The sequence below is a fragment of the Vibrio amylolyticus genome, assembly GCF_023145695.1.
GTDB classification, from domain to species: domain Bacteria; phylum Pseudomonadota; class Gammaproteobacteria; order Enterobacterales; family Vibrionaceae; genus Vibrio; species Vibrio amylolyticus.
On sequence record NZ_JAJHVV010000011.1, the window covers coordinates 95,062 to 116,699 of the forward strand.

At 42.5% G+C, this 21,638-nt stretch carries 18 protein-coding genes; 12 read left to right on the top strand and 6 right to left on the bottom strand.

Annotation, left to right across the window (positions count from 1 at the left end; all coding sequences use genetic code 11):
• Nucleotides 1-25: 25 nt before the first annotated feature.
• Nucleotides 26-904 carry a mechanosensitive ion channel family protein gene (locus KP803_RS16990; protein ID WP_248010055.1) on the bottom strand — a complete coding sequence of 293 codons (879 nt, stop codon included), beginning with the start codon at nt 902-904 and terminating at the stop codon, nt 26-28.
• A gap of 1 nt (nt 905) precedes the next feature.
• Nucleotides 906-3,251: an ATP-binding protein gene (locus tag KP803_RS16995; RefSeq protein WP_248010056.1), complete on the bottom strand. Its 2,346-nt coding sequence runs from the start codon at nt 3,249-3,251 to the stop codon at nt 906-908.
• Between the two features lie 275 nt (nt 3,252-3,526).
• On the opposite strand from KP803_RS16995, the gene KP803_RS17000 reads away from it, so the two are divergent.
• Nucleotides 3,527-5,122, top strand: a complete 1,596-nt coding sequence (locus tag KP803_RS17000; RefSeq protein WP_248010057.1) for an ABC-F family ATPase — start codon at nt 3,527-3,529, stop codon at nt 5,120-5,122.
• 93 nt (nt 5,123-5,215) lie between these two features.
• Here KP803_RS17000 and KP803_RS17005 read toward each other — a convergent pair whose 3' ends face one another.
• Entirely contained in the window at nt 5,216-7,102 is a 1,887-nt protein-coding gene (locus tag KP803_RS17005) for a methyl-accepting chemotaxis protein (protein WP_248010058.1), read from the bottom strand.
• Between the two features lie 261 nt (nt 7,103-7,363).
• Complete coding sequence (locus tag KP803_RS17010; protein WP_248010059.1) at nt 7,364-8,197, bottom strand: formate dehydrogenase accessory sulfurtransferase FdhD; 834 nt, start codon at nt 8,195-8,197, stop codon at nt 7,364-7,366.
• Nucleotides 8,198-8,296: 99 nt separating this feature from the next.
• Here KP803_RS17010 and KP803_RS17015 point away from each other — a divergent pair, with 99 nt between their 5' ends.
• From KP803_RS17015 to cobB, 11 genes are all read left to right on the top strand, one after another.
• The gene (locus KP803_RS17015; RefSeq protein WP_248010060.1) at nt 8,297-8,785 is read left to right on the top strand and encodes a DUF3305 domain-containing protein; all 489 of its coding nucleotides are present in this window, start codon (nt 8,297-8,299) and stop codon (nt 8,783-8,785) included.
• Nucleotides 8,775-9,401, top strand: coding sequence for a DUF3306 domain-containing protein (locus tag KP803_RS17020; protein WP_248010061.1), 627 nt, complete (start codon nt 8,775-8,777; stop codon nt 9,399-9,401). The genes KP803_RS17015 and KP803_RS17020 overlap by 11 nt, the downstream gene beginning before the upstream one ends.
• 177 nt (nt 9,402-9,578) lie before the next feature.
• Nucleotides 9,579-11,246 carry a 4Fe-4S dicluster domain-containing protein gene (locus tag KP803_RS17025; RefSeq protein WP_248010062.1) on the top strand — a complete coding sequence of 556 codons (1,668 nt, stop codon included), beginning with the start codon at nt 9,579-9,581 and terminating at the stop codon, nt 11,244-11,246.
• Nucleotides 11,247-11,255: 9 nt separating this feature from the next.
• A complete protein-coding gene (locus tag KP803_RS17030) occupies nt 11,256-11,879 on the top strand; it encodes a TorD/DmsD family molecular chaperone (protein ID WP_248010063.1) in 624 nt (207 codons plus the stop codon).
• 130 nt (nt 11,880-12,009) lie between these two features.
• Nucleotides 12,010-12,222, top strand: coding sequence for a twin-arginine translocation signal domain-containing protein (locus KP803_RS17035; RefSeq protein WP_248010064.1), 213 nt, complete (start codon nt 12,010-12,012; stop codon nt 12,220-12,222).
• An 11-nt stretch (nt 12,223-12,233) separates the two neighbouring features.
• Complete coding sequence (locus KP803_RS17040) at nt 12,234-15,089, top strand: formate dehydrogenase subunit alpha (protein WP_248010065.1); 2,856 nt, start codon at nt 12,234-12,236, stop codon at nt 15,087-15,089.
• 11 nt (nt 15,090-15,100) lie between these two features.
• Complete coding sequence (gene fdh3B / locus KP803_RS17045) at nt 15,101-15,709, top strand: formate dehydrogenase FDH3 subunit beta (RefSeq protein WP_248010066.1); 609 nt, start codon at nt 15,101-15,103, stop codon at nt 15,707-15,709.
• 14 nt (nt 15,710-15,723) lie between these two features.
• Complete coding sequence (locus KP803_RS17050; protein WP_248010067.1) at nt 15,724-16,779, top strand: formate dehydrogenase subunit gamma; 1,056 nt, start codon at nt 15,724-15,726, stop codon at nt 16,777-16,779.
• Nucleotides 16,763-17,179 (top strand): hypothetical protein, encoded by a 417-nt coding sequence (locus KP803_RS17055; protein WP_248010068.1) that lies wholly within the window; start codon nt 16,763-16,765, stop codon nt 17,177-17,179. The genes KP803_RS17050 and KP803_RS17055 overlap by 17 nt, the downstream gene beginning before the upstream one ends.
• A 369-nt stretch (nt 17,180-17,548) precedes the next feature.
• Nucleotides 17,549-18,769 carry an ammonium transporter gene (locus KP803_RS17060; RefSeq protein ID WP_248010069.1) on the top strand — a complete coding sequence of 407 codons (1,221 nt, stop codon included), beginning with the start codon at nt 17,549-17,551 and terminating at the stop codon, nt 18,767-18,769.
• Between the two features lie 171 nt (nt 18,770-18,940).
• Nucleotides 18,941-19,678, top strand: a complete 738-nt coding sequence (gene cobB, locus KP803_RS17065) for a Sir2 family NAD+-dependent deacetylase (RefSeq protein ID WP_248010070.1) — start codon at nt 18,941-18,943, stop codon at nt 19,676-19,678.
• Between the two features lie 17 nt (nt 19,679-19,695).
• On the opposite strand, the gene KP803_RS17070 is transcribed toward cobB, so the two are convergent.
• Together KP803_RS17070 and KP803_RS17075 are read right to left on the bottom strand one after the other, a co-directional pair.
• Complete coding sequence (locus KP803_RS17070) at nt 19,696-20,445, bottom strand: GGDEF domain-containing protein (protein ID WP_248010071.1); 750 nt, start codon at nt 20,443-20,445, stop codon at nt 19,696-19,698.
• A 123-nt stretch (nt 20,446-20,568) separates the two neighbouring features.
• Nucleotides 20,569-21,606, bottom strand: a complete 1,038-nt coding sequence (locus tag KP803_RS17075) for an extracellular solute-binding protein (protein ID WP_248010072.1) — start codon at nt 21,604-21,606, stop codon at nt 20,569-20,571.
• Between the last annotated feature and the right edge of the window lie 32 nt (nt 21,607-21,638).

A 21,638-nucleotide genomic window follows, 5' to 3' on the forward strand; every position in this document is an offset into this window, starting at 1 on the left:
GTTTATTAGCTTTAGTTATTCGACTTTATCCGTTTCTAATTGCGATTTGTGGAGGGTTAATACCGTGTTTTTTAAACTCTTTCATTACCCTCAAAGTGATATCGGTTTCAAATAGTTTCTCGAAGCCTGTATCGACAACATACGCTTTGCAGGTGAGTTGAATAGCTAAGTAATTGTCGGTAATCGTCTGTTTGACTAGTACGACAACAGGTTTCGGTAAATGAATATAACGACTCGAAGAAGCTGCTTCTTGGATTAAATCCCTCGCAAGAGAAATATCTTCTTCCATGCCAATATAAAACGGGATGACAACTTGCATATCCAATGCGCCATAGTTACCGCTCACGGTGACTTCATTTAAAAACTTGTTGTTAGGAATAGTAATAATGTCGTCATTAAGAGTGCGCATTCTCACCGAGCGCAAACCAATGGTAATAATATCACCATAGTTACCTTCAAATGTGACGCGGTCACCTACTTGAAAAGGTCGATCAACCATGACGGTCATACCCGCGATGAAAGAGGCGGCAAGATCCTTTAAAGCGAACCCAACAGATACGGCAAGTGTCCCACCGATAAGCGTAAGTATCTGATCGTTGATTCTAAAGCTCATCATAAAGACCAGGATACCCGCACTCATGTAAATAAAGAATTGTAAAAACGACTGTAGCTTTTGAAGCAGCATTCGATACTGGACAAATTGTCCGCCGACACTCACGACCATAGAGTTGATGAATTTGAGCAACAACCATGTCGCAGCAATAACAATCGAAGAGAAAAATACGCCACTCCAACGAATCAAGCTAGTGAACTGAGAGATATTCTCAACGTCAGCTAGCTCTTCTGTCGCAAAAACAGATAGGGAGCTCGTAGCGAGGGCGATAAAAATAAATAATCGAATCATGTTACTTCACCAGTAAGTGTTGACGGTCTAATACATTCGTTATGTGGCGGAACCAGTGATCTGACACCCGAGCTTTATCTTCACTCCACTCTATAAAGCCACGACTTTGAAAATAGCGCAGTGTCCCAATAACTTCAGCGATACTCAGTTGAGTACATTCAGATAGCTCCTCTGGTGAAGCAACTTCAAGTTGAACAATGGAACGAATAACCGCGAGCATAGGCTTAGGCATAGATTCAAGCTCTGCTGATTGTGGCGCGGTAAACAATCGCACTTTAACTTGTTTCGTTTCTTTATCTCGATTTAAAGACAAACGGAAAAAACGGAGTGCTACTGTCGGGTTACCATCGGAATAGTGCCAAAGAATACGATAGAACCCTTTTCTGGCTCTTTCTGCTTCTGTTATATCTTCTTGGTCCCACTGCTTGGGCACAACCAAGCCTTCAAAAGACAATGGGTTTTCAATTTGAGTGTTGATGCGGCTGTCCAATAATTCTTGAATTTGTAACTCACTCCAACGAGGCATGAACGCGACCCAATCGAAGAGAAGGCGCTCTCCACGGGCTCTATCGACAAAACGCCAACTCGATTTTTCAATCGCCATAACCACACGATGATTCTTTTTCGACCGCCTTAGTAAATTTGTCAGCTTTATTAACCCAGATAAGCCTCCAACCATTGGTTTTACCAATCTTTGAGCGTTATCAACCGCAATCAAATAGGTCTGTTCACTTTTTCTCAAAAACGCCAATACTTGAATCTCGGTTGCCGATTCCTCAAGACCTAAACTAAGGGCAAATAATTCAAGGAGTTCTTTATAGCCAGAGTAAGGGCAGTTTAGGTAGATAGGTTCTGCATTTTTCACTTTATGCAAAATCGTATTAAGCAAAGTGGTTGCCCCTACGCCTCTTTCCCCAGAAACAACACAGATAGCAGGGCTGTCGCTGAGTAGGTATTTGGATAGCGTTTTAATTTCATCTTGAGCGTAACGAATTAGATCGCTATCTTGACTACCCGGAAGGACATAATTAAACGTCTCATTTCCTTTCACTCTCACTAAATGTGATTGTGCGTCACTGGTTTCAGCTTGCTTGGCTACTTCTATTTTGAATAGATAGGCTAACGCTTGGCTAAAAAAGCTGTATTGTGATAATGCAGAAACAACCCTGTGTTGGAAGGTATGAATAGAAATCCAGGCAATGGCGACAGCAGTTGCCACTATCCGTAATATAAACGTATCTCTATGTGTTACTGCCCATTGTAACCACACGGGACGATCAGTTTGCTGAGTCACTATCTCAAAAACGTGTATACGCCATAAACGTAATACAGATAAAGTGACCAAAACAAACCAGAAGAAAAGGGCACTGTAAATCCAGTGATAGATCGTCGCCTGACCAAGAGTACGTAGTGAAATTTGCAATACCACGCCTGCAAAAATGGCACTCCACACATAACGTTGAATGGTTTTTAACCTTAACGCTATCATTTCAGGACTTGAGCGGCGGCTGTGCCGATAAACAAACTCTAGAATAAAGCTAATGGCTATCGAGCCACCTAATACCCACCAAGTAAAGATCTCTAGAAAGATTAGGTGTTGTAAGCTAGGTATAGAAGAAAGCACTCTGAGAGATAGGGTGATCGCAACTAACCAAGCGATCGCTCTTTGAGCGCGCGTGAGGTACCAAATAATGCGAACCCAAATAGGTGGTGCGGTGTTGACACCTAATTGAGTTTCTCGAAATATTGATATCAATCGTTGGCTATTGGTAAGCCACCACGTTAAGACAAAATAGATAGCAAAGACTTTTAATGCGACCCAAATGACGGGAACAGGCGAGATAAACAGGTCTTGAAGAAAAGCGCCAAAGCTTCGAACTTGAAAATAGACCATGTACTCAAGGTTCACTTGAACCAGCGCCCACTCTTGGTTGAACTGTTTAACGCCACTAGGACCAAAACCGATTAAATTTTCGCGAGTTCTTTCGTCAGCGAGCATCAGCAGTGCTTGCTTACTTTGACTCAAGCTATTTAAGGTCAAGTAAGACGATTCAGTTTGTCGCCAATGGTCATCATTTTTTTCTTCTTGGTACGCTGATAACTTGTCATAAAATTGAACTAAATGTTTATCTTGCTCGTTCAATGTTGCGGTTAGCAACTGATTCACCTTCAGTTTATCGGTTTGTGTCATGAAAAGAGCATCAGGAAATTGAGAGACTTCAGCCGCAATTGAGTTTGCCGTTTCATCAATAAATTGCTCGGCTGATAAATCATAATTCCACTTTGCACTGGAGGAGAGTGGAACAAGTATCAAGATAGCGGTGAAAAAACGAAGTAAGGCGCGCATAGAATTCACTTAAAACTTATATGGTTAGCTAATAGTGTAGACATTTTTTATTCAAAAAATAGTTAAACTATTGGTAACTAATCCAGTTAATGTTTTTTAGTGCAATAATTGAACAAAATTTCATGTGCGAAGCGCAAATGTAACTATGCTTGGTAAACAGCAAGTTTATGCAATGAGAACTTGTTCAATAAAGCAAACAACACTTGAAGTTCTTGCTACGAACAAGTAACGTTGCGCCGTTTGTAAGTAATCCACTCAATTTTAAGGTAACGGCTTTGATCTCCACTGCGAATATCACACAACAATTTGGCGCTAAGCCACTATTTGAAAACATTTCTGTCAAATTTGGCGAAGGCAATCGCTATGGCTTAATCGGCGCGAATGGTTGTGGTAAATCAACCTTTATGAAGATTCTTAGCGGTGAGTTAGAGCCTACTGGTGGTAACGTGAGTTACGATCCTAACGAACGCGTTGCTAAGCTAAACCAAGACCAATTCGCCTACGAAGAGTTCACTGTAATTGATACCGTTATCATGGGTTACAAAGAGCTGTGGGAAGTAAAGCTTGAGCGTGACCGTATCTATTCTTTAACAGAAATGAGCGAAGAAGATGGAATGAAGGTTGCCGATTTAGAAGTTCAGTTTGCTGAAATGGACGGCTACATGGCTGAAGCGAAAGCAGGTGAGCTTCTTCTTGCGGTAGGTATTCCAGAAGCACAACACTTCGGCTTGATGAGTGAAGTGGCTCCAGGTTGGAAACTTCGTGTGCTACTGGCGCAAGTACTGTTCGCCGACCCGCATATCATGCTTCTTGATGAACCAACCAACAACTTGGATATGGACACTATCGCATGGTTAGAAGAGACGTTAAACCAACGTAACTGTACCATGATCATCATCTCGCATGACCGTCACTTCCTAAACTCTGTATGTACGCATATGGCTGACTTGGATTACGGTGAGCTTAGCTTATTCCCAGGTAGCTACGATGAATACATGACCGCAGCAACCCAAGCTCGCGAACGTCTATTAACAGACAACGCGAAAAAGAAAGCACAAATTGCTGAGCTTCAAACGTTCGTTTCTCGATTTTCTGCTAACGCATCTAAAGCGAAGCAAGCAACCTCTCGTGCTAAACAGATCGATAAGATTCAGCTAGCCGAAGTAAAAGCGTCTAGCCGTCAGAGCCCATTCATTCGTTTCGAACAATCGAAAGAGCTATTCCGTAACGCGTTGGTTATTGAAAACTTATCTCAAGGTTTTGAAGACGACCTTTTCAACAAGTTTGATGGAATCTTCGAAGTCGGTGAGCGTGTTGCGATTATTGGTGAGAATGGCGTAGGTAAAACAACGCTTCTGAACACTTTAGCGGGCGAATTAGCGCCACGTACTGGTGAATACAAGTGGTCAGAAAACTCTAATATTGGTTACTACGCACAAGATCACGCTCATGACTTTGAAAAAGACATGAACCTGTTTGATTGGATGAGCCAATGGCGTCAAGAAGGAGAAGACGAGCAGGTTGTTCGTGGCTTCCTAGGCCGTATGATTTTTGGTCAAGACGACATTAAAAAATCGGTAAAAGTTATCTCTGGTGGTGAGCAAGGCCGTATGCTTCTAGGCAAGATCATGATGCATAAACCAAACATCCTACTTATGGATGAACCAACGAACCACATGGATATGGAATCCATCGAAGCGTTGAACTTAGCGCTTGAGAACTACAAAGGTACACTGTTCTTCGTTTCACACGACCGTGTATTCGTTGATTCACTTGCTACACGTATCCTAGAAATCAAAGATGGCAAAATCAACGATTTCCGTGGTACGTACGCAGAGCTTTTAAAATCAAGAGAAGCTCAAGCTAAATAGTGCGACCTCTATAAGAACATAACGTTTAAGGCTCCTAGTTAGGAGCCTTTTATTTTTTGCTACTTTATTTCTTTCGAGCTTTTGACTACGAGACTAATACTTGAATTGGGCGACAACCCCTTTTAGTTTCTGACTAACATTAATCACTTCTTGGCTCGACGTTCCCGTTTTCGCTACTTGCACCGCTGTACTTCCAGCTAAATCAGCAATTTGAGTAATATTACGATCGATTTCCGCAGATACCATGGATTGTTCCTCCGAAGCCGTTGCAATAAGAGCATTCATATCAAACACTTCCGTAATTTGATCAACGATCTTCTGTATTGAGTGAACCGCTTCTACGGTGTGATTATTGGAGATATTGACTTGTTCTAAGCTCTCTTGCATCGTTTTCACTGTACTCTCTACGCCGGAAGTTAAACCATTGATGGTATCTTCAATCTGTTGGGTAGATTCGTTTGTTTTTTGGGATAACTGTCTTACTTCATCGGCAACAACCGCAAAACCTCTGCCATTTTCTCCCGCACGAGCCGCTTCTATTGCGGCGTTTAACGCAAGAAGATTGGTTTGCTCTGCAATACTGGTAATCGTAGATATGACATGTTTGATTTCATGGCTGTGTACCGATAGTTCATGCACTAATTGTTGTGAATCTCCAATATTTGTTGCTAGCACTTGGATACTTTCGCCTGCAACATTGGTGATCTGCATGCTTTTTTCTGCTTCATTTTTTACACGCAAAGCATTGTCAGCGGCACTTTCTATGTTGGCTGTGATCTCGTTACTCGTCATAACGAGTTCATTAACCGCAGTGGCCACTGATTCAGACTCTTGTTTTTGCTGCTCAGCGTTCATCATACTTTGTTTAGCGGCTTGCTCTGAAGTAGTAGCGCAGTCGGATAGGGTATGCATAACAGACGCAATTTCAGATATGTTTGTGTGAAGCTTGGCAACGAAAGTATCAAAAGAGTTGGCCAGTTGAGCTAATTCATCTTGGCCCTTTGCATTCATTCTTACCGTTAAATCACCGTTACCTTCAGAAATGTCCTTCATTAGGTTGGTAATTTTTCCAATTCGTGACGTTATACTCTTGCCTATAAATAGAAGCATGGAAGAGACAATCAGTGCGATGCTTGCTCCTATGATTTGGAGCTTTAAGGTAACTTGTGTTATTGCTACGGCATTCAACTCTGTGACTTGATCTTGTAGTGTGTGTATAGCTTCCTCCGTTCGGTGTACATTCGTTCTTAGATTACCTTGGAGCCCTGATTGAGCTGTTAACCCAATCAATTGATGTGAATCTAATAACGCTAGGACTGATTGTCTGTAAGCATTCACGGCCGTTTCAATAGTAGGATAGCGTTGAGACAAAAGAACAAAGGTTTCAATTTCTGTTATGAATAGATTCAAAGAATCACGATTAGGGTTTCCTTTGAACTGTAAGCTTCGATTCAACAACAACGTATATGCGCTTTGTAAACTCACATCTTGGAGAGCGTTCACCTTCTCAGATAAGTTTATCCGAGTTTCAATAACATCCAAGGTTAGGCCTTCGCCACTTACAGTACCTTGTAAGAGTAATTGTTCTGCTAGTTGGCGAAATTGTTGCTGATAAAGGGTTAGGGTATCTAGAGATATCGAGACTGGATCCTGAATTAAGGCTTTTTGATCCGGCAACAATTGTTGGATGTGTTCAATTCTCTGCTTTAGCTGACCCATAGTTTGGTCAAATCGCTTCACGTACTTAGGATCCTGACGAGCTAAAAAGTCTTTTTCATGTCGACGGAGTGTGAGTAGGTCAATTTCACTGCTTTGATTTTCATGGTCAGCCGTTTGTAAGAGATTAAGCTGGTTGAAACTGTACTGTTCGTAAAGGCCATATGTGAGTATTCCACTCAGCAAGAATAGAGTAATTAAAATAAGCTGAGCTCGGATCGAAAGAGACAGCATGAAGCGAGTAACAAGTGTTTGCCTAGCCATAGAAAACTCCTAGTTAACAGACGTTAAGTAACCCCTGAAATATTATGGTTTTATGACATTTTTGTGACAGAGGTAATAAACTAATAGCAGTATTTACAGCCTATGCAAGTAGATGACTAGTTAAACTGATGAATATCGGAAAAATGCTGGAAAATTCCCACTTTTGTGAGGAAGCGGTTTTAATTGGGGAATTATTTGATAGAAGAGGCAATAAAAAGGAGGCCAATTAGCCTCCATATATGGCGTCGGATAAGACGAACGTTACTGGTCTTTTAAATGGCCTTTAACGTCAAAGTTAATTTTATCTGCGCCAGTAAATACTTGGAACCGCATTCCTTTAGCACGGGCGATGGTCGTGATGCCAAATTTCTGCGCTAAGTCGAGCCCCATTTGTGTCACACCAGAACGTGAAAGCAGGGTAGGTATGCCCATTTGTGCCACCTTAATCACCATCTCTGAAGTTAAGCGCCCAGTAGTGTAGAAGATTTTATCTTCACCAGACTCTTGATTAAGCCAAAGCTCGCCTGCCAGCGTGTCAACGGCGTTGTGTCGACCGACATCCTCCACAAAAGAAAGCACTTCGTTGGCATTACACACTGCACAGCCATGGACCGCTCCCGCTTTCTTGTAAGTATCATTGTAGTGAGTTAAAGCTTCGAGAGCAGAGTATATTTCAGATTGCTTGATTGAGACTTGAGGAACTTGATAATCCTCAAGCTGCTTCATTACGTTGCCATACATAGTGCCTTGACCACATCCGGATGTAACGGTCTTCTTTTTTAACGCTTTTTCTAGGTGATCGGTGTTTTCTTTCGTGATAACCGCTGCGCTGTAAGTTTCCCAATCGATAATAATGGATTCAATCGCTTCAGGGTCAGACAAAAAGCTTTGGTTTTTCAAATAACCTAAAACAAGGGATTCAGGGCGTGATCCGAGAGTCATCAACGTCACGATCTCTTTCCAGTTAAGCATGACTGTTAAAGGACGTTCACAAGCAATCTGTTTAACGAGCTTTTCACCATATTCATCGAAGACTTCGACTTCCATGGTCTGCAATGGGTTTTCTGTTGTTTTTATAATATTAGGCTTAACCACACGAAATTCCTGTTTGATGAAATGTATAACTGGCGTAATTATTGCTTTTATCATGCCAAGATTACAATAATAAACAGGTTAACTGTAAATAGGTGAACTATGTCTAACAACCTTAATGATGAAATGGAAATGACCAAGAGTGAAAACGCATGGCCGATCCGTTGTCATTTAACCTCCCATGAAATCAACACTGGAATATGGTCGACCATTCAATGGCAATTAACAGGTTTTGATTTAACACCTGATAAATCAGACGTTGGAAATAAAGAAAACAGTATTAACCCAACGGCTATTTTAGAGCTATTTAAAGATGAGCGAACTGACTATCGCTTTAATCTTAACGCTGTTAAACCCAAGCTATTTCTTGTACTAGATAACGTTGACGAGACAACGGAACAATCGGTTGTTGCGCTAACCGCCTCACAAAGTGTTGCAGGACAATATATGGATGGTGACTACCTAGTGCTATCTAACGATATGCCATTGCCCGTACAGGCATGGATGGAAGCGTACATAGGTCGACACGGTGAACTTATTGAGCAGCGTCGTAAAAAGCGTAAAGGAGCGGGGCGAGCGAGTGGCAACTAATTTTATATCTCGATGGTCTAAAAGAAAGTTGAGTGAGGAAGACTCACTGCAATCCCTTGAAAAATCATCGGTATCGGAAAATATATCAAGTGAGGACAGTCTCTTAAATAGCTCTATTCCAGAGAACGATTCCTCTCGCATAGACAACGCCTTTGCACCGAGCGATGATTCGAATGTAGACGAATCAATCGAAACATCAGAGCAAATCGAGCCCCCAGAAGAGCAACCATCCTCTATTGCTTCCATGTTGACGAGTGATATCGACCCTCTTGTGAAAAAAGCGGCCCTACGAAAACTCTTTATGTCAGGAGAGTTCAGTGAAGTCGATGCACTTAATGACTATGATCACGACTTTAGCGCCGTCAAAAGCTTATCAAATGATGTCGTAGAAACATTACGTGGATGGGTCAACGATCACGAATTAACGGATAGCGATGCTTCTGAGGTGCCAGAAGAAGGTACAGACTCAATAACGCTTGAGGAACAGCAGGATAATACGGAACAGGAGCAGGTTGAGTTATCCAGTGACGTTCAATCAGACTCCGATTTAAATTTAAACTCTGACCATGGCCTTGATTTAAACGAGGGGCCAGTTATGAATAATAACCACAATTAAATTAGGTACATTTTGACCATGCTGAGTGTTTTCGGTGGGACAAAATGTCTCACCCATGTTTTTGTAAGGTAACAAAATACACCAAAGCCTTTAACTCGCTGATTTTACTTCGTAATATTATTGGAATAGTAATTGCATTGTTGCTCAGGTACTCCCTGTTCTCACATGGACTGAGCAATGTTAAAAGAACTATTAAAACAATATACAAGTAACAACGGTAAAGCACGTAGCTACGCTATTGAGAATACTGTTGAATTAACCAATCTTATTCCACCCACTGTCAGTTATGAAAGTGGGGGACATACATTGATCTTAGGTCCTACTGAGATCATCCAATCGGCTGCCAAACAGCTATCTAGCATGACATCACTGACCCTTCTTTCTACTGATGGGGAGAAAGGTAAGAGCGATAATATCTACTTCTCACACTCTATTGAGATTTCGGGGTTTTTGGGTGCCTTCTACGTCAACATCTCGGTAGAAAATAGTGTATTGGCTAATAATCTTGCAAAGATCGCCGTAAACCAAGATTGCTTTGATGTGATATTGGACTTGTCATTGAATGGTGTCATGACGGAAGAGGTGCCTGTTCCTGGTTATTACCCTGTTGGTCGTGGTTATCCAACGATGCAACAAGCGTTGGAAGAGATACCAACGTTAATGGGCACGTTCGATAAGCCTAAATACTTTAGATTAGATACTGATTTATGTGCACATAGCTCACGTGGCGTTAAAGGTTGTGATCGTTGTGTTGATGCATGTCCGGCTGGCGCATTGGAAAGTAAAGGAAGTGATAAGACGGGTTACAACATCGAGATCAACCCGTATCTATGTCAAGGTGTTGGAACCTGTGCAACGTCTTGTCCTACCGAGGCAATTAGTTACGCATTACCAAATCCGAAAGAGACACAAAAGTTTGTAGAGCGCACATTAGAGAATTATACGAAAGCGGGTGGAAAAGCGCCCATCGTTCTGTTTTGCAGTGATCGCCATGAATCGTACACACTGATGGCTCTGAAAGCGCTACCTGATAATGTTATTCCAATCGTGGTAGAAGAATTGCCTTCTGTCGGCATCGACACGTGGTTTACCGCACTAGCTAACGGCGCCACTCAAGTACTGTTTGCAGCAAGTAAACATATGCCACAAACCATTCTAAGAGTACTAAGTAAAGAAGTAGCGATGGCGCAATCTCTGTTAGCACCACTCGGCATCCAAAGCAGTTGCATTGATATTCTTTATCTCGAGTCACTACGAGATGAAAAACCAACGCTTCATACCGAAACGTTGGTTTCTCCGATAGGGGCACTATCAGGATCAAAACGCCAACGTTTATTCCAATCTCTTGATGCGCTATCAAGCAATCGAATTCCTGCTACGACCGTTACTGAATTGCCTATCAGTGCGCCTTATGGGTCGGTAAGTTGTGAAAGTACTGATTGCACGCTTTGTATGGCGTGTGTTGCCGTCTGTCCGACTCGTGCTCTCCATCATAGCGGTGATTCACCTGCCCTCAAATTTGTAGAGCAAGACTGCATTCAATGTGGAATGTGTGAAAAGGCATGCCCAGAGTCTGCGTTGTCTCTGAGTCCACAAATAAACTGGAATCAAGCAGAGCGCAGTGAAGCTCAAGTTCTTCATCAAGAAAAAGCAGCAGAATGTTTGCGTTGCAATAAGCCATTTGCACCACAGTCTATGATTACCATGCTTCAAGGTAAGTTACGCGGTCACTCTCAATTCTCTGATGAGGCTGCAATCAACCGTATTGCTATGTGTGAAGACTGCCGAGTTCGTGATGTTTTCGAAACAATGTCTGAAGACCCAACTGAACAATTAAAATACTAGGAGAAAGTTTTGGATAACCAATATCAAACATTGCGTGCTGACATCTATCTACTGCTTTCGACTCTGTTTCGACAAGCACCTAGGCCTGAACTTATCGAATTTCTGTCTACGCTAGACATTGAAGCTGAAGACAGCATTATGCAGCAAGCTTGGACCTCAATTAGACAAGCCGCTCGTGAATGTGAGCTTGAAAGCGTTAGCGAAGAGTACCAAAACCTATTTATCGGCATAGGCCGTGGGGAAGCCGTTCTATTCGGTTCATGGCACATGACTGGTTCCTTAATGGAGAAACCCCTAGCGCTTCTTCGCCACGATTTACAAGAACTCGGATATGAAAGGGGTGAAAACGTAAAAGAACCCGAAGACCATATCTCTGCGTTATGTGAAGTGATGGCTCTGTTAGCCCAAGGAGATGAAGATGTTCAGCAGAAGTTCTTCAATGATCACATCGCCCCTTGGTATCCATCATTTACCCAGCAAGTTTCCGAAGCAAAACACGCCAAATTTTATATTCCAGCGGCTGAATTACTGAACGCTTTTCTGCACATAGAGCAGGTGAGGTTTAGCGAAAAAGTGTCAGGCGCGAAAAGTAAGCTCAATATCAATGTAAATAACATCAGTAATTCACTTTAACTCACTCCAATTTGGGTTTTGCAATTCTATTTATGCAGAACCTTAATTTTAGTTAGACAGAAAAAGCTAAGAAACGTAAAGCGTTCAACTACGTCAGTCTGTCTAAGTTAAGCAAGTAAGGAAGCAATGGATGAACAATAAAAACAAATCAGATAATGGCAAGGTCGACACTAGCCGTAGGGACCTGCTCAAAGGAATAACCACAGCAGCAGTCGTTGGCTCAGTCGTGGCTGGAACAAGCACAGCGGTATCAGCGAAAGAAGAGATTGCCGTAAAACCTGAGAAGGCAACCGATGGTTATCATGAAACCCAACATATACGCGATTATTACGAATCACTATAGGAGCCAAACAAATGAAATTAACAAAACGCTCCGATAGCGTAACCAAAAAAGAGAATCAATTTGGTGTAAGTCGTCGTACGTTCATGAAGAACTCTTCGTTAGCAGCGGGTGGCGCAGTTGCGGGGGCAAGTCTATTTGCTCCTGGAATGATGAAAAAAGCGGAGGCGAAATCAGTCAGCTCTGATGCTAAAACTGAGATTAAACGCACTATATGTTCTCACTGTTCTGTCGGTTGTGGCATTTATGCTGAAGTTCAAAATGGTGTTTGGACAGGGCAAGAGCCAGCTTTCGATCATCCATTTAACCTTGGTGGCCACTGTGCTAAAGGTGCAGCCTTACGTGAACACGGTCATGGTGAACGCCGTCTAAAATACCCAATGAAGCTTGAAAACGGCAAATGGAAGAAGCTTTCTTGGGAGCAAGCGATTGAAGAAATTGGCAACAAGACATTAGAGATCCGCAAAGAGTCAGGCCCAGATTCGGTTTACTGGCTTGGTAGCGCGAAGCACAATAACGAACAAGCGTATATGTTCCGTAAAATGGCATCGCTATGGGGAACCAATAACGTTGACCACCAAGCACGTATTTGTCACTCAACCACGGTAGCCGGTGTAGCAAACACGTGGGGCTACGGTGCAATGACGAATTCGTTTAACGACATGCACAACTGTAAGTCGATGCTTTTCATCGGGTCTAACCCAGCAGAAGCTCACCCAGTGGCGATGCAGCATATCTTGATAGCGAAAGAGAAAAACAACTGCAAAATTGTCGTTGCGGATCCACGTCGTACTCGTACCGCTGCAAAAGCAGATCATTACGTATCACTTCGCCCAGGTACTGATGTTGCCTTTATTTGGGGTGTGCTATGGCATGTATTTAAAAACCAATGGGAAGACAAGGAGTTCATTCGTCAACGTGTCTTTGGTATGGACGAAGTACTAGAAGAAGTCGCCAAGTGGACACCAGAAGAAGTTGAACGTGTAACGGGTATTACAGAAGACGAAGTTTACCAAACGGCCAAACTGCTCTCTGAAAACCGTCCGGGTTGTGTCGTTTGGTGTATGGGCGGAACTCAACATACAACAGGTAACAACAATACTCGTGCTTACTGTGTACTTGAACTTGCTCTAGGCAATATGGGTAAATCAGGCGGCGGCGCTAACATCTTCCGTGGTCACGATAACGTGCAAGGCGCAACAGACTTGGGCGTTCTTTCTCATACTTTACCAGGGTATTACGGGCTATCTGACGGTGCATGGAAACATTGGTCTGGTATTTGGGATTTAGACCACCAATGGGTGAAAGATCGTTTCGATCAAAATAAATATCGTGGCAAATTACCAATGAACAACATGGGTATTCCTGTTTCTCGTTGGATAGATGGTGTTTTAGAAGACAAAAGTAATATTGAACAGAACGATAACATTCGTGCCATGTTCTATTGGGGTCACGCGGTAAACTCGCAAACTCGTGGTGTTGAAATGAAAACCGCGATGCAGAAACTCGACATGATGGTTATTGTTGACCCTTACCCAACCGTTGCGGCCGTAATGAATGATCGCACTGATGGTGTGTATCTGTTACCTGCGACAACTCAATTCGAAACCACAGGTTCCGTGACCGCGTCTAACCGTTCACTGCAATGGCGCGAACAAGTCATTCCACCATTATTTGAGTCAAAACCTGATCATGAAATCATGTACCTGCTGACTAAGAAGTTAGGTTTCTCTGATCAGCTTTTCAAAAACATTGGTGTTACAAACAATCAGCCTAACATTGAAGACATTACTCGTGAGTTCAATAAGGGTATGTGGACAATTGGCTATACAGGTCAAAGCCCAGAACGTATCAAATCACATACTATGAACTGGCATACGTTCCATAAGACGTCTTTGGAAGCGGAAGGCGGTCCAGCACACGGTGAAACCTATGGTCTACCTTGGCCATGCTGGGGAACACCTGAGATGAAACACCCAGGTACTCACATTCTTTACGATACCTCTAAACCTGTTGCCGAAGGTGGCGGTAACTTTAGAGCTCGATTTGGCGTTGAATTTGAGGGGAAGAGCCTGCTTGCTGAAGACAGCTATTCAAAAGATTGTGAACTGAAAGATGGTTACCCAGAATTTAGTGACAAACTGCTTAAACAGCTAGGTTGGTGGGACGATCTAACCGAGGCCGAAAAAGCCGCGGCGGAAGGCAAGAACTGGAAAACCGACATTTCCGGCGGTATTCAACGTGTAGCGATTAAACATGGTTGTATGCCATTTGGTAACGCGAAAGCACGTGCCATTGTTTGGACATTCCCAGACCGTGTTCCGCTACACCGAGAACCTCTTTACACTCCAAGACGTGACCTTGTCACTGATTATCCGACATGGGATGACAGTGAGTCCATTTACCGTCTACCAACGATGTACAAATCGATTCAAGACCAAGACAAGTCTAAAGAGTACCCAATCATTCTAACCTCTGGGCGCTTGGTAGAGTATGAAGGGGGTGGTGAAGAGACACGTTCTAACCCTTGGCTTGCTGAGCTTCAACAAGAAATGTTCGTTGAAGTGAACCCTAAAGACGCTAATGATCTTGGATTTAAAGATGGTGACATGGTTTGGGTTGAAGGCGCAGAAAAAGGGCGTATTCATGTTAAAGCCATGGTGACTCGTCGTGTTAAGCCTGGCCTTGCATTTATTCCATTTCACTTTGGTGGGAAGTTCCAAGGTGAAGACCTTCGAGAGAAATACCCTGAAGGGACAGACCCTTATGTTATTGGTGAATCCGCTAATATAGCGACTACATACGGTTATGACCCTGTGACTCAAATGCAGGAAACTAAAGTGACGCTTTGTAACATTCGTAAAGCTTAGGAGAAATAAAGATGGCTAATATGAAATTCCTTTGTGACACCAAGCGCTGCATCGAATGTAATGGTTGTGTCACTGCGTGTAAAAATGAAAATGATGATGCTCTTGAATGGGGTATTCAGCGTCGTCGCGTTGTTACCCTAAATGACGGCGAACCGGGAGAGAACTCTATCTCTGTAGCGTGTATGCACTGTACCGATGCGCCTTGCATGGCAGTTTGCCCAGCTGACTGTTTTGAAAGAACCGAAGATGGCGTTGTCTTGCATAATAAAGACCTCTGTATTGGTTGTGGCTACTGCTTGTTCGCCTGTCCGTTTGGTGCACCCCAGTTTCCAAAGCAAAGCGCATTTGGCGAACGAGGCAAGATGGATAAATGTACATTCTGTGCAGGTGGCCCTGAAACAGAAGCAGGTTCAGAGGAGGAGCGTAAGAAGTACGGTGCTAACCGTCTAGCTGAAGGAAAGCTTCCTATGTGTGCGTCACTTTGTTCAACCAAAGCGTTGATTGCTGGTGATGCGAACAAGGTGTCTGACATTTTCCGCCAGCGTGTTGTAGAACGTGGAGCAAAAGAGGCAGGTTGGACAAATGGTGAAGACCTCGCTTTTGATGCGACGAAGAGCTAACCATGGAGAGAGATATGTTCAAATGTATTAAACGTACCTCTCTTGTAATGCTGTCAATAGTGACAGCATTACTGCTTAGCTTGTCTTTTAATGTTCTTGCTAACGACTCTAATAACACTGGGTCTAGCGTTGCGGAAAGAGAGATTACGCAATTAGCGGGGGCTGATTTTTGGCGTCAAGTCAGAGCAGGAGAAGAAGGTTATACGACTTCGCAATCTCCTGAACATGGCGTATTGATCAGTACACCAGGGCAAACATGGTACATATTGAAAGAGAAGTGGATGTCACCAGCAGGTGCTATCGCTATTTTTGGTAGTATTTCAGTGGTAATTCTTGCATATATTATCGTTGGCCCTGTTATGTTAAGTAAGCCTCGTACGGGAAGAAAGATAAAACGTTGGACGCGATTAGACCGAGCGCTGCATTGGAGTATGGCGTTTACCTTCCTTACGTTAGCCTTTAGTGGGCTGATGCTCGTTTATGGCAAGCACTTTTTGAAACCTTATGTTCCGACCGAACTGTGGGGCTTCGTTATCATGCTTGCTAAGCAATATCATAACTACCTAGGTCCGCTGTTTGGTGTGCTGCTTGTTCTTATTCTGTTTAAGTGGTGGCGCAAGTCTATTTTCAGCCAAGTCGATATTACTTGGTTTATGAAACTAGGCGGGATGGTTGGTAAACATAAAGGGTCGCATCCTTCTGCTGAGTTTTCGAATGCGGGTGAAAAAGCGCTCTTTTGGTTGCTAATCTTTGCAGGCTCTATTGCCGCGTTTAGTGGCCTTGTACTTGATTTTCCAATCTTTGGCCAGACACGACGTGATATGGAGTTGTCGAACCTTGTACACATGGTTTCTGCACTTATCCTGATTTGTGGCTTTGTGTTCCATATCTATATTGGCCTGTTCGGTATGGAAGGGGCATTAGAAGGAATGGTAACAGGTGAGGTGGATGAAACATGGGCCAAAGAGCATCATGATATCTGGTATGAGGAAGTGATGTCTGAAAACAAGAAAGAGAGCTCTGTAGAAGGCCAAGTTAAGCAAGAGGCAAAACATGAACAAACAACATAACGGAATTTGGTTTGCTTATATCGCTAGCTTGTTTACGCCATTAACTTGCTTGCTCTCTGGTGTCGTTGCGATTGTCTATGCAGGGTATCGCTTAGATAAAGGTGAAGACTCTGAAGTGGTTAACTCCCATTATTATGGGTTGATCCGTAGCTTCTTTCTAAATCTAACTTTCTTTGTTGTATTGATCGTGACCATTGCTACGTCTAATGGCGTGTTAATCGGCATTAATGACTATTGGTATCAGAGTTCAATGCTAGACAGCATTGCTTACGTTATTCCTATTATTGGTATGGTGTTCGCCGCTCTCGCTATTGTCATTTGGTTCTATCGAATGTTTAAGGGAATGAAACAGCTCAAGGCGAATCTTCCTCATAAACCGACGAAAGGTCCAAACTTGTAAACATTATTGTTGGCCGATAACAAATATAAAGAGAGAGCAACTGACGCTCTCTCTTTTATTTTTACTTTTACATAGCTAGTGAGCTAAATGAGCAGATTCTCCAGTTTGGTGCAATAACCCCAAACTGGTGCAGCATTCAAGCAAGCAATCACGAATTACCCCTAGTGCCACATCTGCAACCTATTGATAAGTCGTCAATATAGTACAAAAACAAACCATAAGTTCATTTAATACCTTCGTGGCATACTCTTTGCAATATACGCACTAAATCATGATAAATCTAACAATATAAAGGTACTTTTCGTTTTTTAGCACCAAAGCAGTGCGACGTAAAAGTATGTAGTACGAATGAGTAAGGAGACTCTATTCATGTCAGAATCATCAAGCCCAGTCCAAGGTGTCGTTCAAGTCCTCACGCAAAGCTCAGATACATTATTCTTATTGCTGGGTGCCATTATGGTTTTTCTAATGCACGCAGGATTTGCATTTTTAGAAGTCGGAACGGTACGTCGTAAAAACCAAGTCAACGCGCTAGTAAAAATACTAGCTGATTTTGGTGTTTCCGCACTCGCTTATTTTTTTATTGGATACTGGGTCGCTTATGGTGGACACTTTTTTTCAAGTGCAGAGACACTTTCACAAGGAAATGGCTACGAACTCGTTAAGTTCTTTTTTTTAATGACGTTTGCGGCAGCTATTCCTGCCATTGTCTCTGGTGGAATTGCTGAACGAGCACGTTTTTACCCTATTCTTATCGCTACCTTCTTAACCGTAGGCCTTGTCTACCCATTCTTTGAAGGTATTGTCTGGAATGGAAATTTTGGCATACAAGCTTGGTTTGAAAATAGTTTTGGCGCGGGGTTTCATGACTTTGCTGGTTCTGTCGTTGTTCATGGTGTTGGTGGATGGATCGCTCTCATCGCCGTTATTTTTTTAGGCATGCGAAAGGGCCGAGTCAGAGCAGGTAAGCACACAAACTTCGCACCATCCAATATTCCCTTCCTTGCGTTAGGCGCTTGGATTCTTTGTGTAGGTTGGTTTGGCTTTAATGTTATGTCAGCCCAGTCGTTGGATGGGATCAGCGGTTTAGTGGCACTGAACTCATTGATGGCAATGGTAGGTGGTATAGTCGTTGCGCTTATTGCGGGTAAGAATGACCCAGGGTTTATTCATAATGGTCCGCTAGCGGGTCTCGTGGCCATCTGTGCAGGCTCTGATCTTATGCATCCTATTGGTGCTTTAATTACTGGTGGGTTTGCTGGTGGTCTTTTTGTGTATCTCTTTACGTACTTACAGAACAACACCACTATAGATGATGTACTTGGTGTTTGGCCTCTTCATGGCATATGTGGCGCATGGGGTGGGGTCGCTGCTGGTATATTTGGTCAAACTGCACTTGGAGGTTTGGGTGGAGTGAGCCTAACGGTACAATTCTTAGGGACAGTTCTGGGTATCACGGTTGCTGTAATTGGTGCCGTATTCGTTTATGGGCTTCTTCATAAATTGACTGGCTTAAGATTATCAGAAGAGGATGAATTCCTCGGTGCCGATCTTGCTATCCATAAGATTTCGTCCATAAACGAAGATTAGTTGTGAGGCTATTGCAGATTTAAGAGAAGCTCTAGGCTTCTCTTTTTTTGTTGTAGTTCACATAACCCGCAGTAAAGTAAGGGGTTTAATACTATGGTCTAACATGAACAACTTCTGATACTAAATGAACAGTGCTAATCTTGAATAAAGTCAGGGCTAAAAGGACATAGCATGCAGTTTCCTTATAAAAATATCGTTATTCTCACTGGTGCAGGTATCTCTGCTGAATCAGGAATTCAGACTTTCAGAGCACAGGATGGGCTTTGGGAAAATCATCGTATTGAAGATGTTGCGACACCAGAAGGGTTTGTCCGCGATCCTGATTTAGTCCAAGATTTCTACAATCAAAGACGAAAAAAATTACAGTCTGAAACGATTAAACCCAATTCTGCACATAATGCACTAGGTCGTTTAGAGGAAGAGTTAGAAGGTAAGGTTACCGTTATCACACAAAACATTGATAATCTTCATGAGCGGGGTGGCAGTAATAATATAATTCACATGCATGGTGAGCTATTGAAGTCACGTTGTAGTGAGTCGAACCAAGTCATTGAACACAAAGCTGATATTTTAACGGGAGAGCTTTGCCATTGCTGTCAAATACCAGCACAGATGCGACCTCATATTGTCTGGTTTGGAGAAATGCCTTTAAGAATGGGCGATATCTATTCGGCTCTTGAAGAGTGTGATTTGTTTATATCAATTGGCACTTCTGGCGTAGTCTACCCAGCAGCTGGGTTTGTCCATGATGCTAAGATGCACGGTGCTCATACGATTGAGATTAATCTAGAGCCAAGTGCAGTAGAAAGTGAATTTGAAGAGAAGCGTTATGGTAAAGCGAGTCTTGAAGTTCCAAAATTGATAGAGGAACTGTTAGCTGTTGATAACCAAACTAGGCAGCACGCGTAATAAAGAAAGTTTACTCATTAAAGCTCTCCGCCTTTGTTTAGGGAGCTTTTCATTTTGTACATTGCGGCATCAGCTTTGGCTAGGGCGTCGTCAAAATTTTTTAACAAGGTGGTTTCAAATCCGTAGCTAAAAGTGATTTGTTCCCCCTCCAAAGTGCGATGCATCGAATCGACATAGTCTTGCGCGCGCCCAACCTCTGCGATGACAACAAATTCATCCCCACCAATTCGAAAAACTTGTTCGCCTTTTTGTTTAGCAATCTTTAAAGCTTGTGAAAAACGAATGATTAATAAATCCCCAACGGCGTGGCCTTTATTATCATTGATTTTTTTTAACTCATTAATATCAAAGTAGATAACATCAAACTGACTTTTTTTAATGCTACTAAGTTCTTTACGATTATACAGACCAGTTAACTCATCGAGCGCTGCTTCGTGATGAGCTTGTTGAAGTAATCGAGTTACACCAAATGCAATTAACAAGAATGAAATTTGAAGAACGCCATCTTCCAAAAACGTGTGAGTAAGGTCATGTCTGTTCGCCCAGTCATCCAAAACTTTTATTTCTGTAATAACATCGTAGGCTTGGTTACTTGCCAGAAGTAACAACCCCAGCATGAGGATTCGATTGTTCTTTATAACTTTTCTAGAGATGAAATAGATATAGATAGTAAGGAAGAGAGAATTGCTTTCAAAGAGTAGGTCATAGTAAGAATCAATTTCGATAAAATAGCTTAAAGCCATCATAGAAATTGAAACAAACAGCATTAATGTGATTAAAGCCAGTACACTACTGTACTTTACATTGTACTTAATTCGCTCACCTCAGACACTTTGATTGACGCAGTAAGAAGTAGCCATGAGGAAAATATAACCCTCATGGCCGCTCATTTAGTTTCCGACTTTTAAACGCTGGAAGTAGTCTTCATACAATACGCTTGCTTCACCAACTTCATCTTGCCATACACCGGAATCCATCACCTCTTGAGGAGGAAATATATTAGTATCATTGGCAAACTCTTCAGGCAGTAAAGGGTAGGCCGTTTTAACTGGAGTAGGGTAACCGATTTCTAGAGCTATCTTGGCAGCATTCTCTGGGCGAAGAAGGAAATCTATCATCTGGTGTGCTGCATCGATGTTTTTAGCTCCTGAAGGGATAGCCAAGCTGTCCATCCAGAAAATAGCCCCTTTCTCTGGCCAAATAATATCGATTGAAGCACCTTCTTGGCGAGCCATGTAAGCGGATCCATTCCAAAGCATTCCTAACGACACTTCTCCAGCAAGATATGGGTTAGCAGGGAAGTCAGAGTTAAACACTAAAACGTTTGGCATTAGCTTTCTAAGTTCTTGATAACCTTCTTCGATCTCTTTAGGGTCAGTTGTATTTGGTGAATAACCGAGTTTGCTTAGCGCGATATGGAAGACTTCGCGAGAGTCATCCATCAGCATAAGCTGACCTTCCCATTTACTGTCCCAGAAATCTCCCCAATTACTTAATGAAGAACCATCAAGCATGTCTGAGTTAACACCAATCCCCGTCGCCCCCCAAATGTAGGGAATAGAGTAGGTGTTATTAGGATCAAATGGCTTGTCTAGGTAGTTTGGATCTAGATCAGAAAAGTGAGAGAGTTTGTTTTTATCTATCTCTTGTAGCATATCTTCTTTGTGCATTTTAGAGACGAAATATGTTGATGGTACTACCAAGTCATACCCTGAACCTTGTGTTTTTAGCTTGGCATACATGCTCTCATTCGATTCGTACGTTGAGTAAATGACTTTGATACCCGTCTCTTTGGTGAAGTTTTCTAGCACTTCATTCGGGATGTATTCTGACCAATTGTAAAAGTAGAGTTCTTTGTCATTAGCAAGCGTTGGTTGGGATACAAGAGTCGCGGCAAATATCGCAGCAACACAGAATTTTTTATTCATGGTACTTCCATATCAATTTATAGATAAATGCT